The 15471-nt window shown below is 69.8% G+C and carries 14 protein-coding genes; 5 read left to right on the top strand and 9 right to left on the bottom strand.

What is annotated here, in order from left to right; translation table 11 throughout:
* Positions 1-73: 73 nt before the first annotated feature.
* The 8 genes from ACVDFE_RS05385 to ACVDFE_RS05350 form a co-directional block, all read right to left on the bottom strand.
* Positions 74-1564: a DUF2142 domain-containing protein gene (locus tag ACVDFE_RS05385; protein ID WP_458429758.1), complete on the bottom strand. Its 1491-nt coding sequence runs from the start codon at positions 1562-1564 to the stop codon at positions 74-76.
* The gene (locus ACVDFE_RS05380; protein ID WP_458429757.1) at positions 1548-3065 is read right to left on the bottom strand and encodes a DUF2142 domain-containing protein; all 1518 of its coding nucleotides are present in this window, start codon (positions 3063-3065) and stop codon (positions 1548-1550) included. Before ACVDFE_RS05380 ends, ACVDFE_RS05385 begins: the two co-directional genes overlap by 17 nt.
* A complete protein-coding gene (locus ACVDFE_RS05375; RefSeq protein WP_360396968.1) occupies positions 3062-3649 on the bottom strand; it encodes an acyltransferase in 588 nt (195 codons plus the stop codon). The genes ACVDFE_RS05380 and ACVDFE_RS05375 overlap by 4 nt, the downstream gene beginning before the upstream one ends.
* Positions 3646-4737, bottom strand: coding sequence for a DegT/DnrJ/EryC1/StrS family aminotransferase (locus ACVDFE_RS05370; RefSeq protein WP_360396967.1), 1092 nt, complete (start codon positions 4735-4737; stop codon positions 3646-3648). Before ACVDFE_RS05370 ends, ACVDFE_RS05375 begins: the two co-directional genes overlap by 4 nt.
* The gene (locus ACVDFE_RS05365; RefSeq protein ID WP_458429756.1) at positions 4734-5288 is read right to left on the bottom strand and encodes an acetyltransferase; all 555 of its coding nucleotides are present in this window, start codon (positions 5286-5288) and stop codon (positions 4734-4736) included. The genes ACVDFE_RS05370 and ACVDFE_RS05365 overlap by 4 nt, the downstream gene beginning before the upstream one ends.
* Before the next feature lie 135 nt (positions 5289-5423).
* Complete coding sequence (locus ACVDFE_RS05360; protein WP_360396965.1) at positions 5424-6557, bottom strand: DegT/DnrJ/EryC1/StrS family aminotransferase; 1134 nt, start codon at positions 6555-6557, stop codon at positions 5424-5426.
* Positions 6557-7528, bottom strand: coding sequence for an SDR family NAD(P)-dependent oxidoreductase (locus ACVDFE_RS05355; RefSeq protein ID WP_458429755.1), 972 nt, complete (start codon positions 7526-7528; stop codon positions 6557-6559). The genes ACVDFE_RS05360 and ACVDFE_RS05355 overlap by 1 nt, the downstream gene beginning before the upstream one ends.
* 16 nt (positions 7529-7544) lie before the next feature.
* Positions 7545-8555 (bottom strand): Gfo/Idh/MocA family protein, encoded by a 1011-nt coding sequence (locus tag ACVDFE_RS05350; protein ID WP_360396963.1) that lies wholly within the window; start codon positions 8553-8555, stop codon positions 7545-7547.
* A gap of 195 nt (positions 8556-8750) precedes the next feature.
* On the opposite strand from ACVDFE_RS05350, the gene ACVDFE_RS05345 reads away from it, so the two are divergent.
* Genes ACVDFE_RS05345 through ACVDFE_RS05335 form a run of 3 tightly spaced genes read left to right on the top strand, consistent with a single transcriptional unit; the run spans position 8751 to position 10680 of the window.
* A complete protein-coding gene (locus ACVDFE_RS05345; protein ID WP_360396962.1) occupies positions 8751-9440 on the top strand; it encodes a glycosyltransferase family 2 protein in 690 nt (229 codons plus the stop codon).
* A 1-nt stretch (position 9441) separates the two neighbouring features.
* Positions 9442-9789 (top strand): DUF2304 domain-containing protein, encoded by a 348-nt coding sequence (locus tag ACVDFE_RS05340; protein ID WP_360396961.1) that lies wholly within the window; start codon positions 9442-9444, stop codon positions 9787-9789.
* A 3-nt stretch (positions 9790-9792) separates the two neighbouring features.
* Entirely contained in the window at positions 9793-10680 is an 888-nt protein-coding gene (locus tag ACVDFE_RS05335; RefSeq protein ID WP_360396960.1) for a glycosyltransferase family 2 protein, read from the top strand.
* A 70-nt stretch (positions 10681-10750) separates the two neighbouring features.
* On the opposite strand, the gene ACVDFE_RS05330 is transcribed toward ACVDFE_RS05335, so the two are convergent.
* Entirely contained in the window at positions 10751-12049 is a 1299-nt protein-coding gene (locus ACVDFE_RS05330) for a hypothetical protein (protein WP_458429753.1), read from the bottom strand.
* Between the two features lie 97 nt (positions 12050-12146).
* Between ACVDFE_RS05330 and glf the strand changes: the two genes are divergently transcribed.
* Together glf and ACVDFE_RS05320 are read left to right on the top strand one after the other, a co-directional pair.
* The gene (gene glf, locus ACVDFE_RS05325) at positions 12147-13334 is read left to right on the top strand and encodes a UDP-galactopyranose mutase (RefSeq protein ID WP_360396958.1); all 1188 of its coding nucleotides are present in this window, start codon (positions 12147-12149) and stop codon (positions 13332-13334) included.
* A gap of 184 nt (positions 13335-13518) precedes the next feature.
* On the top strand, positions 13519-15420 hold the full coding sequence (locus tag ACVDFE_RS05320; RefSeq protein WP_458429752.1) for a glycosyltransferase: 1902 nt from the start codon (positions 13519-13521) through the stop codon (positions 15418-15420).
* Positions 15421-15471 lie beyond the last annotated feature (51 nt).

Raw genomic sequence — 15471 nt, 5'->3', positions numbered from 1 at the left:
CGGACTCAAGACGAGAGGCCCTCCCGGCGCTGTGCCGGGAGGGCCTCTTCGCGTTGTCAGGCCCGCGGTTGCGTCAGACGGACGTCGTCACCTGCTCCGGTTCGGACTGGACGTGCACCCGCTCCGGAACCCTCGACGCCCACCAGTAGGCGGCGAAGAGCACACCGGCCCCCACCACCCCCAGCACGATCGGCAGCACCGAACCCAGCGGCGGCGTCCACTCGCCCTCGAGCGGGTTGAGCGACTTCAGCCCCGACTGCCAGCGCGTCATCGCGTACAGCAGGCACGCCACGTGGACCGGCAGCGTCAGCACCGCGAACAACCGCGTCATCGTCCGCATGTGCCGGGCGGTGAAACCGTGCCGCACCAGCACGTACGCGGCGAGCATCGGCAACGCCACCGCGACGGTGAGGAAGTACCTGCCCTGGTTGAAGAACCAGATCCGGTTGGCGCTCAGCACCTCCAGCGCGAGCAACGGCACGAACGCGCCGAACGCCAGCGCTCCCAGCCGCCACCGCTCGACCCGGTCGCCGAGCGCGAAAGCGGCCAGCAGCGGCAGCCCGACCACCATGATCCACACGATGTAGACGAGGCGGGGCATCTCCAGCTCGGCCCAGCCGGGTACGGAGATCATCTGGTAGACGTTGTTCGGCCACGCGTGGACGAACGCGTGCTTCAGCACCATCGCGAGCGTCTGCTTGCGGTCCCACCCGGTCGGGTCGGCCGGCTTGACGACCAGCGTCCACGCGAGCGACGCGACGGTCGCCAGCACGACGAGGACCGACCAGCGCTTCACCGACGCCGACCGCCACAGCTCGCGCAACCGGTCCTTCGAGGACGGCAGCAGCACCACACCGAAGATCACGCACAGCCACATGGCACCCGTGAACTTCGGCGTCACGAGCACGGCCGCCGAGATCCCCGCCAGCGCCACGGCCGCGCGGTTCACCCCGGCCCGCTGCTCGTGCACCAGGGCCAGCAGGCTCGCGAACAGCGCCGCACCGGCGGCGATCTCCACGCCCTGCGGGTTCACCGCACCGGCGAGGTGCGCGACCATCGGCGTGGTCGCCGCGACGACACCGGCGAGGAGCGCCCGGTGCCGCGTCCACCGCACCGCGGCCACCACCGTGCCGGCGAGCAGCGCAGCTACGGCGGCACCGGTCAGCAGCCGGGTGAGCATGATCCCGGTCCAGTTCGGCCACGGCAGCAGCGGCCAGCCCGTCACCGCGTAGTAGACCGGGTTGTACCGCGCCGCGGTCGTGTCGAGCTCCCGCAGCGTCTCGTCACCACCGGGCTCCGGCTCGCAGTCGGCGGGCACCGTCGCCTTGGTGGGGAAGCAGAAACCGGGGTAGAGGCTGTCCGGCACGAGCTGCAGACCGCCGTTGATGTCCTGCTTGGCGATGATCTCGCCGCGCACGACCCCCGCCGCGCGCAGCACGTGCTGCGACTCGTCCGGCGGGCCGTTGTACGGCGTGGCGAACGCCCAGCCCGCGAACAGCGCGGCGAAGCCGACGAACGACACCAGCCACAGCCGCACTCCGGAACGTTCAGCTGTTGGCGGCACGGATCGGCTCCTTGACGGGTTCTTCGTCGGTCACGGGCTTCGGCTCGGCCACCGCGGGAACCCGGGAGATCCGCCAGTGGACGACGAGCGTGATCGCGATCCCGGCCACGGCCAGCACGAGCGGCAGGACCGAGCCGTACGCCGGGGACCAGCTGCCCCGCAACGGGTTGATCGACGCGAGGCCCGACTGCCAGCGGGTCATCGTGTACGCGAGGCACACGAGGTGGATCGGCAGCAGGAACACCGCGAGCAGGCGGGCGATCCGGCCCATCTGCTCGTCGTTCAGCGCCCTGCGGGAGATGACCCACGCCCCGAGCATCGGCAGCGCGATCGCTCCCGGCAGGAAGTAGCGGCCCTGGTTGAACCAGCCGATCTGGTTGGCGCTCAGCAGCTCCAGCACGAGCAGCGGTGCGAACGTGCCGAAGAACAGGAAGAGCAGCCGCCACCGGTCGGTGCGGTTGCCGACCACGAGACCGCCGAGCACGAGCAGTCCGGCCGCCATGAACCAGGCGACGTAGACCAGCCGCGGCATCAGCGTCTCGTTCCAGCCGGTCACCGCGACCATCTGGTAGGCGATGTTCGGCCACAGGTCGGCGATCACGAACTTCGCCATGTAGCCGAACGTCCAGCCGTGGTCGTAGCCCGACGGGTCCGCCGGCTTCACCAGCACGGTCCAGGAGAGGCCCAGTGCCGTCGCGAACGCCACGAACACCGACCAGCGCTTGACCGTCGCCGACCGCCAGAGCTCGCGCAACCGGTCCTTCGAGGACGGCACCAGCGCGACGAGCATGATCCCGACGAGCCACATGATGCCGGTGAACCGCGGCACCACGAGCACGGCGGCGGAGATGCCCGCCAGCGCGACCGCGGCCCGGTTGACGCCCGCACCGGCCTTCTCGGCCTGCACCAGCGCCATCATCGAGGCGAACAGCGCCGCGCCCGCCGGGATCTCCAGGCTCTGCGGGTTCACCGAGCCGTAGACGTGGAACACCATCGGGGTGGCCCCGACGATCAGACCGGCGGCCATCGCCCTGCTGCGGTTCCAGCGCGCCGCCGCCACGACCGTGCTCGCGAGCAGCGCGGAGGCGATGGCGCTGGTGACGAGCCGGCTCAGCACGACACCGGTCCAGTTTGGCCAGAACGCGAGCGGCCAGGCGGCGACCACGTAGTAGGCCGGGTTGTTGCGCCCGGCCGGCGTGGACTCCTCGTGCAGCGCCTCACCCTCGGAGGGGTAGCGCGCGTGCAGGCAGTCCGCCGGCACGGTGACCTGCTGCTGGAAGCACCAGTTGACCAGCAGGCTCGCCGGGACGTCCTGGACCGCACCGGCCGCGTCCTGCTCGGCGATGACCTGGCCCTCGAAGATGCCCGCGGCACGCACGGTGTGCCGCGACTCGTCCGCCGGCCCCTCGTAGGGTGCCGCGATCGCCCACGACGCGCTCAGCAGGAAGAACCCGAGGAACGCGAACAGCCAGAGCCGGGCGGACGACCGGGACACGGTCACGGTGCGCTCTCAGTCACGGCAACGGCTGCCAGGCCCTCGGTCTCGGAGATCAACCGGTGCCGGGTGCCGTCCTGCGGACAGGTCAGGTCCTCGTCCAGGCGGGTGGCGCACCGGCACACCCAGCCCTTCTGCACGGCCGGGTTGCCGACGACGAACGCGTGCGCGGGCACGTCGCGGGCGACCACGGCACCGGCACCGACGAAGGCGTTCTCGCCGATCACCGTGCCGCACACCACGACCGCGTTCGCGCCGATCGTCGCGCCCGACCTCACCAGGGTCGGCAGCAGCGCGTCCGAACCCAGCTTCTGGTGCGCGCGCGGGCGCATGTCGTTGGTGAACACCGCGTTCGGCCCGAGGAACACGTCGTCCTCGCACGTCACGAGGTTGAACACGAGCACGTTGTTCTTCACCGTGACGTTGTTGCCCAGCACGGCCTCGTTCTCGACGAACGCGCCGTCGCAGATGTTGCAGTCGCGCCCGATGCGCGCGCCCTTGAGCACGTGCGCGAACGCCCACACCCGAGTGCCTTCCCCGACGGTCTCGCTCTCGCAGAGACCGTTGGGGTGGACGAAGACGCCGGTCACTTGACCGCCTCCGCGAGGACCTCGACCACGCGCTCCTGCTGCGCACGGGTCAGGCCCTGGTACATCGGCAGCGAGAGGATCTCGCCCGCGGTCTGCTCGGCGTTGGGGAACGAACCGGCGGTCGCGAACGCCTCGGTCTTGTGGATCGGGGTCGGGTAGTGGATCTGCGCACCGACGCCGTTGTCCTGGAGGTGCTTGAGCACCCGGTCGCGCTCGGCGACGCGGACGACGTAGAGGTGCCACACGTGCTCGTTGCCCTCAAGCGTCACCGGCGTCCGCACGCCCTCGACGCCCGCGAGCAGCTCGCCGTAGTATGCGGCCACCTCCTGGCGCATGACGTTCCACGCGTTGAGGCGCTTGAGCTTCGCGTGCAGCACGACGGCCTGCAGCGTGTCGAGGCGGCTGTTGAAGCCCAGGGTGCTGTGCACGTACTTGGTCGGCGAACCGTGCTGCGAGAGCAGGCGCACCTTCTGCGCGAGGTCGGCGTCCTGCGTGGTCACCGCACCGGCGTCGCCGTACGCGCCGAGGTTCTTGCCGGGGTAGAAGCTGGTGCCGGCGGCGTGGCCGACCGAGCCGGAGATGGCGCCGTTGCGCTTGGCACCCTGCGACTGCGCGGCGTCCTCGATCAGGAAGATGCCCTGCTCGTCGCATGCCGGCTTGAGCTCCTCCAGCGGCGCCATCTGGCCGTAGAGGTGCACCGGCAGGACGGCCTTGGTGCGCTCGGTGAACGCGGCGACCGCTGCCTTGGTGTCGATCAGGTAGGTGTCCGGGTCGCAGTCGACGAACACCGGGGTGGCGCCGGCGCGGGCCACGGCCTCGGCGGTCGCGATGAAGGAGTTGGCGGGCACGATGCACTCGTCACCGTGGCCGACGCCGACCGCGCGCAGGGCCAGCTCCAGCGCGTCGGTGCCGTTGCCGACGCCGACGGTGTGCGCGACACCGCTGTACTCGGAGTACGCCTTCTCGAACTCGGCGATCTGCGGCGCGCCGATGAACGCGGTGTTGGCCAGCACCTGCTCCCAGCCCGCGGCGACCTCGTCGGCGATCTCGGCGTGCTGGAACTTCAGGTCAACGGGAGGGATCTTCATCGCTTGTTCGTCCTCATGAGATCGTCGGACTGCGGGAGAACCCGCAGGCGGCGCGCGGGGGTACCCGCCCACACCTCGTACGGCGGAACGTCTTCGAGCACCACCGCGCCCATGCCGACCAGCGCGTGCTCGCCGACGGACAGGCCTTCCCTGACCAGCGCACCGCTGCCCAGGTAGGCGGCCTCACCCACGGTCACGCCGCCGGCCAGGGCGACCCTGGCCGCGAACGTGACGTGGTCGGAAATCTGGTCGTCGTGCGTGATGGTCACGTGCGGCATCACCACGACGTGCGCGCCGATCCGCTGCGGAGCGGTGACGGCGACGAACGCGAGCAGGACCGACCCGTGGCCGATCTCGACGCCGTGGGCGACGCTCGCGAGGGGGTGGACGACGGTGGCGTAGCGCTCGTCGGGCAGGCCGAGCCGGGCGGAGATCGTCCGCCGCGACGCCTGGTTGCGCGAGCTGGCCGTGCAGATCAGGACCTGCGCGTCGGGGTGCTCGTGGACCGTGTCGGCGCCACCGAGCACCGGCAGGCCGTCGACGAAGCTCACCGTGCCGGGCCGGGTTGTCGTCCAGGAAGCCCAGCACCTCGAACGCCGGCGAGGCGGTGTTGAGCGCGCGGACCGCGCCCAACACCTCCCGAGCCAGTCCGCCCGCACCGACGAGCAGCAACGGGCGAGCCGCGGTCACCTCAGCGACTCCGCCAGTGCCGACACGACCTGGTCCTGCTCGGACTCGGTCATCTGGTGGAACAGCGGCAGGATCAGCGAGCGCCGGGTCAGGTGCTCGGTCACCGGCAGCTCGGCGCGCTCGGCCTCCTCGGCACCCGCGTAGGCGGGTTCGAGGTGCGCGGCCATGATGCCGCGGCGGCCGGAGATGCCCTTGCCGAGCAGGTCGGTGAGGACGTCCACGACGGACTTCTCCACCGAGTCCGGCAGCACGACCCAGAACGACTGGTAGTTCGTCGTGCCGTACTCCGGGTCGCTCACCCAGGTCAGGCCGTCGATCTCGGCGAGCATCTTGTGGTAGCGCTCGGCGAGCTCGCGGCGCTTCGCGATGACGCCGTCCAGCTTGGACAGCTGGATGATGCCGACGGCGGCCTGCATGTCGGTCATCCGGTAGTTGAACGCGAGCTCCTCGTACGCCTCCAGCTTGACGCTGCTGGTGGCGTGCCGGTCGGCCGCGGAGACGCTCATGCCGTGCTCGCGCAGCTTGCGCAGGCGGACGGCCAGGTCGGCGTCGTTGGTGGTGACCATGCCGCCCTCACCGGTGGTGAGGAGCTTGCGCGGGTGGAACGACCACGCGGCGAGGTTCGCCGACGCGCTGGCCGGACCGCCCTTGTACGTGGAGCCCGCCGCGCACGCGGAGTCGTGCACCAGCTGGACGCCGTGCTTGTCGCACACCGCCTGCACCGCGTCCACGTCGAACGGCATGCCGCCCTGGTGCACCGCGATGACCGCGCGCGTGCGGGGCGTGATGACCGCCTCGACCGTCTCCGCGGTGACGTTGCCCGTGGCCGGGTCGACGTCGCAGAACACCGGCGTCGCGCCGACGTAGCGCACGACGTTGGTGGTCGCGATGAACGAGAACGACGGGATGACGACCTCGTCGCCGGGGCCGAGGCCCAGCACGTGCATCGCCAGGTGCAGGCCGGTGGTGCAGTTCGAGACCGCGACACCGTGACCAGCGCCCTGGGCGAGCGCGAACTGCTTCTCGAACTCGGCGACCCGCGGGCCCTGGGCGACCCAGCCGGAGCGGACGACCTCCGCCGCGGCGAGCGCCTCCTCCTCACCGAGGAAGGGCTTGATAACCGGGATCATCAGACGTCGCCCTTCACGCTGCGCCACCACTGCACCAGCTCGACGAGACCGTCGTGCATGGAGATGGTGGGCTTCCAGCCCAGCTCGCGCTCGGCGGCCGAGATGTCCGCGAGCCGGCGCGGCACGGCGTTGACCGACCGCTCCGGACCGAACTCCAGGTCACCGGTCGCGCCCATGGCCTCCTGCAGCGCACGCGCGAGGTCGATGAGCGAGGTCTCGGTGGCCGAGGCGATGTTGTAGACGGTGTCGGTGACGTCCGCCTGCGCCGCCAGGATGTTCGCGCGCGCGATGTCCTTGACGTGCACGAAGTCCATCGTGGCCTTGCCGTCGCCGAGGATGAGCGGCGGCTGGCCGGCCTCGATGCGCTCCATCCAGCGGATGAGCACCTCGGTGTACTTGCCGTGCGCGTCCATCCGCGGGCCGTACACGTTGAAGTAGCGCAGCGCCACGTAGTCGAGGTCGTGCATCGCCTTGAAGCTGCGCAGCATGCCCTCGTTGAACGCCTTCGAAGCACCGTAGAAGGTGTCGTTGTTGTACGGGTGGTGGCGCTCGGTGGTGGGGAACTCCTCGGCCAGGCCGTAGACCGACGCCGTGGACGACGCGATGACCTTCTCGACGTTCGCCTCGACGGCCGCCTCGATGATGTTGAACGTGCCGTCGACCAGCACCTCCAGCGCCACGCGGGGCTCCGCGGCGCAGCGCGTGATGCGCAGCGCGGCGAGGTGGAAGACGGCGTCCGCGCCCGCGACGGTCTTCTTGACCAGCGGGATGTCGCGGATGTCGCCCTCGACGAGCTCGACCTTCTCCGGCGCCCGCTCGAGCGCCTCCGCGATGTTCTGCACACGGCCGCGGCTCAGGTCGTCGATGACGACGACCTTCGCGGCACCCGCGTCCAGCAACTGGTCGACCACGTGTGAGCCGATCGTGCCGGCACCGCCGGTGACCACGATCCGCCGGTCGGTCAACTCCATCTTCGGTGCTCCTCAGTTATGCGTTCACTACGGGCACGAAAGTGCCGCCCTGGGCAAGGCTCTGGGATGCGGCCTCGAGCTGCGCGAGCACGCGGAGGCCCGCCCGCCCGTCGGTGAGCGGCGCGCGCTTCTCGGTGATCGCCGCGGCGAACTCCGCCATCACGGCGCGCAGGGCCTCGCCACCCTTGAGGGCGGGCGCCACGGCGTCGCCGATGCGGTAGGAGATGCGGCGTTCCTCGTCGGTCGGCCAGTCGACACCGCGGTCGTAGACGGCCAGCGGCTGCGTCGGGTCCAGGTCGTTCCACACGGCGGTCTTGCCGGAGCCGCCCACGATCATCGTGCGGATCTTGGTGGGGGACAGCCAGTTCACGTGCGCGTGCGCGATCGCCCCGTTGGACAGCTGCACCGAGAGGTACGCCACACAGGCGCGGCCCAGGTTCGCCGGGTCGGAGCCGTGGGCGGCGATGGCGACCGGGCGCACGCCGTCGGGGAGGATCGCGTCGAGGATCGACAGGTCGTGCGGGGCGAGGTCCCACAGCACGTCGATGTCGGGCTGCACGAGACCCAGGTTGATGCGCACCGAGTCGACGTACTGCAGCTCGCCGAGCTCACCGCCGCGCACGAGCTCGCGCAGGTGCTGCACGACCGGCGTGTAGACGAAGGTGTGGTCGAGCATGAGGGTGAGTCCGCGCTGCTCAGCGGCCTCGACCAGCTTCAGGCCGTCGGCGTAGGACGACGCCAGCGGCTTCTCGACGAGCACGTGCTTGCCCGCCTCGATCGCGGCGAGCGCGACGGGGAGGTGGGTGGCGGCGGGGGTGGCCACGGCCACGGCCTCGACCTCGGGGTCGGCCAGCACCTCGTCCAGGGACCCGCTGACCTTCACCGTGCTGTACTTGCCCAGCACCTGCTGGGCGCGCTCCACGTTCAGGTCGCACAGGGTGGTCAACCGGAAGTCCGGGGTCGCCTGGATGTTCCGCACCAGGTTCGGGCCCCAGTAACCGGCGCCGACGACGGCCACACCAACCATCGAGAAGTCCTCTCCAAGATCGGAAAACCCCTGACCAAGGCGCAGACCGATCGGGTCGCGCGGGTACCGCGGTGGTGGCCGGGGCAGTACCCGAGGCAGTGTAGAGGGGTGCCGTTGCAGTACGCTCCGGCCGGGTCGTGCGTGCGACGTGTGACGACCCCGTCCCCCATGTAGCGGCTTCTTTGGAGTTCCGTTGTGACCGATTGGCCAGACGTGTGGCTCATCGTCCCTTGCTACAACGAGGGGCAGGTCATCGAAGAGGTCGTCCGCCACGCGCGCCAGACGTTCCCGAACATCGTGTGCGTCGACGACGGCAGCAAGGACGACTCCGCGCAGGGCATCCGCGCCGGCGGTGCCCACCTCGTGCAGCACCCGGTCAACCTCGGTCAGGGCGCCGCCATCCAGACCGGCATCGAGTACGCCCGCAAGCAGCCGGGCGCCAAGTACTTCGTGACCTTCGACGCCGACGGCCAGCACCGCGTCGAGGACGTCCTCACGATGCTGGAGCGGCTGCGGTCCGAGGACGTCGACATCGTCGTCGGCACGCGCTTCCGCGGCGACGTGCAGGAGAGCGTCCCGCTGATCAAGCGGATCGTGCTGAAGACGGTCGTGCTGCTGAGCCCGCGCACGCGCAAGCTCGGCCTGACCGACGCCCACAACGGGCTGCGCGTCTTCAACAAGAAGGTCGCCGACGAGATGAACATCACCCTCAACGGCATGGGACACGCGTCGGAGATCGTCGAGCTCATCGCCGTGCGGAACTGGCGGGTGACCGAGGAGCCGGTGACGATCCTCTACACCGAGTACTCGATGTCCAAGGGCCAGTCGCTGATCAACGGCGTCAACATCCTCTTCGACACGATGCTGAAGGGCCGGGCGCACTGACATGCCTATTCAGTACATCCTCGTCCTCCTCGTCGCGGGCCTGCTGATCCTCTTCGTGCGCAAGCGGGGCAACGCGAAGTCGGCAGCGAGCGTCAAGCTGGCGTTCATCCTGTTCGTGGTCTTCGGCGTCTACTCGGTGCTCCGGCCGAGCGACCTCACGGTCATCGCCGGCTGGCTCGGCGTCGGCCGCGGCACCGACCTGCTGCTGTACGGCGTGGTCATCGTGTTCACCGCCGCGACCCTGAACACCTACCTGCGGTTCAAGGAGCTCGAGCTGCGCTACGCGCGGCTGGCGAGGGCGATCGCGATCCGCCAGGCCGAGCCGCCGACCGAGGAAGCTGGGAAGTAAGTCATGACCGTCCACTTCGTGGCGCCGTACTACCTCGAGCCGAAGATCCTCTTCGAGATGATCGACAGCGTGTGCGCGCAGACCCGTGACGAGTGGCTGCTCACGGTCGTCGACGACCAGTACCCCGGCACCGCGGCCGAGGACTACATCAGGGAGATCGGCGACCCGCGCATCGAGTACGTGCGCAACGAGGTCAACCTGGGCGCGACGGAGAACGTCACCAGGTCCATGTCCATGGGCCGGGGCACGTACCTGGTCGTGCTGGGCGCGGACGACGCGCTGGAGCCGAACTACGTCGAGGTCGTGCTCGGCATGTTCGAGCGGCACCCGAACGCAATCATGGCCCACCCCGGCGTGATCGTGGTCGACGACAACAGCAAGCCGCACGACCCGCTGCCGCTGGCCGACCGCGTGAAGGTCTTCGCGGGCCGCAACGCGTGGAAGCAGCGCGAGCTGGACGGCCCCGAGGCGCTGGCCAGCCTGATGAACGGCAACTGGCTGTACGTGCCGGCCATGGCCTTCCGCCAGGACGTCGTCGCGGGCACCACCATCCGCCACGACTTCGGCTCGATCGGCGACCTCGGCTGGGTCACGGACCTGCTGCTGGAGGGCGGCACCCTGGCGCTCGACCCGACGCCGGTGTTCCGCTACCGCCGCCACATGGCGAGCCACTCGTCCAACCACGCCAAGGACGTCATCCGGTTCGACGAGGAGAAGCACTTCTACCTCGACGCCGCGAAGCGCCTGGAGGCGAAGGGCTGGACGAAGGCGGCCCGCGCGGCCCGCCTGCACGTCTTCAGCCGCCTGCACGCGATGCAGTCCGCTCTGGACGCACTCAAGGGCGGCGACGTGAAGCGGACGATGGCGCTGGCCAAGCGCGGCCTGAGCTGACCCGCTCCACACGCTGAACGCCGAAGCGGCCCCCGTCACCGACGGGGGCCGCTTCGCGTTCGGGCCGTTTTCAGCGTTCGGCGGCGGCGACCGCGTCGCTGCGCTGCTGCGCCGCGGCGGACAACCGGAAGAAGCTGACCAAGATCACGAGCAGCGTCAGCGCCGGCCCCACGACCTGCGCGGCGGCCGCCATCGTGGGCACGTCCCCCGGCAGCAGCGCGAAGCCGAACGTCGACGCGGTGCCGATGGCCCACGCGATCGTGATGGTGCGGTCGTGGCCCATCGCGACGAGCGCCGGTTGCACGGCGAACACGCCGATGAGCACCACCGTGCCGAACGCCAGCAGGCCCATGACCAGGGCGGTCAGCGTCGAGGTGTCGGTGGCCATGAACACCCGCAGCACCCACGAGCCGACCAGCACGAACAGCACGGAGTAGACGAGGCCCACCGCCGTGACCGCGCCGAGCGTCAGCATGATGCGGCGCTTGACGAAGGCGAAGTCGCCCCTGGTCACGGCGGCCGTGAGGGCGGGCAGCAACATCGTCTGCACCGGGAAGAACGCGAGCTGCGGGATGCGGGCGACCACCACGGCCTGGGCGAACGCCAGCGCCACCACGCTGCCCTCGCCGAGGCGGGAGGACACCATCAGCGGCGCGAGGTTCGGCAGCAGCTGGGCCAGCAGGCTGGCCGTCGCGAGCGCGGCGAGCGCCTTGGTCAGCAGCGGCACCTCGCCGGGGACGCGGTCTTCGCCCCCGCTCGGGGCGGCGCGCAGCCACAGCAGGCCGGCACCCACGGCGACCAGCGAGCTCGCGAGGTAGCCGATGCCGAAGACCCACGCCGACGACACGTGCCCGAACACCAGCAGCGACACGACCACGATCCGCGCGCCGCCCTCGACCATCAGCGACACGGCGTAGCCGGTGAACCGCTGCAGGCCGCCGAGCGCGCCGCGGACGATGCTCAGCGCCGCGAGGATCGCCGGGGTGGCCAGGACCCCCAGGAACAGGCCCCAGTCGCCGTACAGGGTGTTGGGCAGCAGGTACGGCGACATCAGCAGCAGGCCCGCCATCACGACGCCCACGAGCGCCGCGCCGCCGATGCACGTCTTGCGCACGACCGGGCGCAGCGCGTGCCCGGAGGCGACGGCCGCGCTCACCGACCGGCTGGTGACCTGTTCCAGCGCGAAGAAGATGCCGGGACCGACCACGTTGACCACGAAGTAGAAGTTCGTCGCGCGCAGCGCCTCGCTCGTGACGAGCGTGCGGCTGGTCAGCGTGACGAACAGGTACCCGGCCAGGCCGAAGACGCCGAGCCCGGCCGCCATCAGGACAGGAGGGCTGAGCAGCTTGGGACGTACCGAGGACAGCACCCGGCCACCTTAGACAGTGCCCGCGCACGCCTGAGCGGAAGGCGGCGCTGAGGGGGCGTCGGCAGCGGTGGCCGCCGTCACGGCTACCCTCTTGTGGGTGAGCTTCGCAGGTTATGACCTGATTGTCGTCGGTTCCGGGTTCTTCGGTCTCACGGTCGCCGAGCGCACCGCGTCCCAGCTGAACAAGCGGGTCCTGGTGCTCGATCGTCGTGACCACATCGGTGGTAACGCCTACTCCGAGGCGGAGCCCGAGACAGGGATCGAGGTGCACCGCTACGGCGCGCACCTGTTCCACACGTCCAACAAGCGCGTGTGGGAGTACGTGAACCAGTTCACCGAGTTCACCGGCTACCAGCACCGCGTGTTCGCGATGCACAACGGTCAGGCGTACCAGTTCCCGATGGGCCTGGGCCTGCTCTCGCAGTTCGTCGGCCGGTACATGTCGCCGGAGGACGCGAAGGCCTACATCGCCGAGCAGTCCGCGGAGATCGACACCAAGGACGCGAAGAACCTCGAGGAGAAGGCGATCTCGCTGATCGGCCGCCCCCTCTACGAGGCGTTCATCAAGGCCTACACGCAGAAGCAGTGGCAGACCGACCCGAAGGAGCTGCCCGCGGCGGTCATCACCCGCCTGCCGGTGCGCTACACCTTCGACAACCGCTACTTCAACGACACCTACGAGGGCCTGCCGGTCGACGGCTACACCGCGTGGCTCGAGAAGATGGCGGACCACCCGAACATCGACGTGAAGCTGTCGACGGACTTCTTCGACGTGCGCGACGAGATCCCCGCGGGCACGCCGATCGTCTACACCGGCCCGCTGGACCGGTACTTCGACTACTCCGAGGGCTGGCTGGGCTGGCGGACGCTCGACTTCGAGCAGGAAGTCCTGCCGATCGGCGACTTCCAGGGCACGCCGGTCATGAACTACAACGACGCGGACGTCCCGTACACCCGCATCCACGAGTTCCGGCACTTCCACCCCGAGCGCGACACCTACCCGTCGGACAAGACGGTCATCGTCCGCGAGTTCTCCCGGTCGGCGGAGAAGGACGACGAGCCGTACTACCCGATCAACACGGCCGAGGACCGCGAGAAGCTCGAGCGCTACCGCGAGCTCGCGAAGGCCGAAGCCGCGGAGAAGAACGTGATCTTCGGCGGCCGCCTCGGCACGTACAAGTACCTCGACATGCACATGGCGATCGGTTCCGCGCTGAGCGTGTTCGACAACAAGATCGCCCCGCACCTCAGCGGGGGCGCCGCGCTCGACGGTTCACTCGACTGATGTGATTAGCCCGCCTGACCTGCGGTAACCTGTGGTTCAGGCGGGCTTTTCCGTGCCCATCTCCTACCATGCAACCCGACGGCACGCACGCCGCGTTCACCTGGTGTGGCAGGTGCCGTCGTCGCCATCGACTGAGCTGACTCGAACCGTCGACGCACCCGTGGCGGTTCGCCGGAGGAAGCACGTGACTGAGCAGGCCAAGGCCAAGGCCGCCGTTAAGACGATCGACCCGACGAAGGTCCTCCAGCGCGTGATCCTGCCGCGCGACGAGGACCCGCTCGACGTCCGACCGCTGTACCTCGACGAGCCCGAGCACGTGCACAGCCACGTGTCCTCGCGCCAGGCGGTCACCATCCCGCAGTCCGCGCGGGTCTCGTTCGCCTCGTACTTCAACGCGTTCCCCGCTGCCTACTGGCGGCGCTGGACGGTCATCGACGACGTCGTGCTGCGCATGTCCGTGCGCGGCGCCGGCCGCATCGACGTCTACCGCTCCAAGCCCAGCGGCGACATCGTGCACCTCGAAGGCACCACGGTCCGCAGCCCCAAGACCGCGACCGAGGTCACCTTCAAGATCAACCTGAAGCCGTACGAGGACGGCGGCTGGATCTGGTTCGACGTCTTCACCGACGACTCGACGCTGGAGATCGACCACGCGGCGTGGACCACCGAGCAGGACCTGCCCGCGCAGAAGGTCGCCATCGGCATGACGACCATGCGCCCGGTCGACGCGGTCATCGCGCTGCGCACGCTCGGCGAGGACCCGGCCGTGCTCGACGTCGTGCAGAAGGTCTTCGTCGCCGACCAGGGCGCCGTGAAGGTCCGCGACACCGAGGGCTTCGCCGAGGCCGCCGCGGTGCTGGGCGACCGCCTGGAGGTCATCGAGCAGGAGAACCTCGGCGGCTCCGGCGGCTTCACCCGCGGCCTGTACGAGGCGATCGAGCACACCGACGTCGACCAGATCATGCTCATGGACGACGACATCCGCCTGGAGCCGGACGCGCTGCTGCGGTCCAACGCGTTCGCGCGCGCCGCCGCCCAGCCGGTCATCGTCGGCAGCCACATGCTGAACCTGCAGGCCCGCTCCCGGCTGCACAGCATGGGCGAGGTCGTCGACCTGGGCACCTGCTTCTGGCGGGCCGCCCCCGGCGCGCTCACCGACCACGACTTCGGCGCGTCCTCGCTGCGGGAGACCGCGGAGATGCACACCCGCATCGACTCGACCTACAACGGCTGGTGGATGTGCCTGTTCCCGCGTGAGGTCGTGCAGCGCACCGGCTACCCGCTGCCGCTGTTCATCAAGTGGGACGACGCGGAGTACTCGCTGCGCGCGCTCGACCGCGGCTACCCGACGGTGTCGCTGCCCGGCTCGGCCGTGTGGCACATGCCGTGGACGGACAAGAACGACGCCACCGACTGGCAGGCGTACTTCCACACCCGCAACCGGCTCGTCCTGGCCGCGCTGCACAGCCCGTACGACGTGCGCAAGACGCTGCTCAAGCAGGGTCTGAAGCAGTCGCTGGTGCACCTGCTGTCGATGGAGTACTCGACCGTCGCGATCCAGCAGAAGGCGCTGGAGGACTTCCTCGCGGGCCCGTCGAAGCTGTTCGAGTCGCTGCGCACGGCCCTGCCGGAGATCCGCGAGCTGCGCAAGAACTTCCAGGACGCGCAGACCCTGCCGTCGGCCCGCGAGTTCCCGCCGCCGACCTTCGACATGGTCCGCACCGAGCAGATGCTCAGCAGGCCCTCGAACAAGGTCGTCATGGCCCGCGAGGCCGGCAAGGCCGTGCTGCACAACCTGCGCAGCCCGCAGCCGTCGACCACGGCCCGCCCGCAGGTCAACGTGCCGTCGGCGAACGCGCGCTGGTACCTGCTGGGCAACCTGGACAGCGCGACGGTCTCGCACCCGGACGGCAGCGGTGTCGCGTTCCGCAAGCGCGACCCGAAGGAGTTCCGCGCACTGATGAAGCGCGCGGTCGCCAACTACCGCCGGCTGTCCGCGGAATGGCCGCGGATGCAGAAGATGTACCGCGACGCGCTGCCGGAGCTGACCTCCGTCGAGTCGTGGCGCAAGGTCTTCGAGAACTGATCAGCTGAACGGTGACGGGCCCCGCTGGTGTGCAGCGGGGCCCGTCGCCGT

This window comes from Lentzea chajnantorensis, from assembly GCF_054300775.1.
The sequence above is the reverse complement of the archived record's forward strand: the minus strand, read 5'-3'. Positions and strand labels throughout refer to the sequence as shown.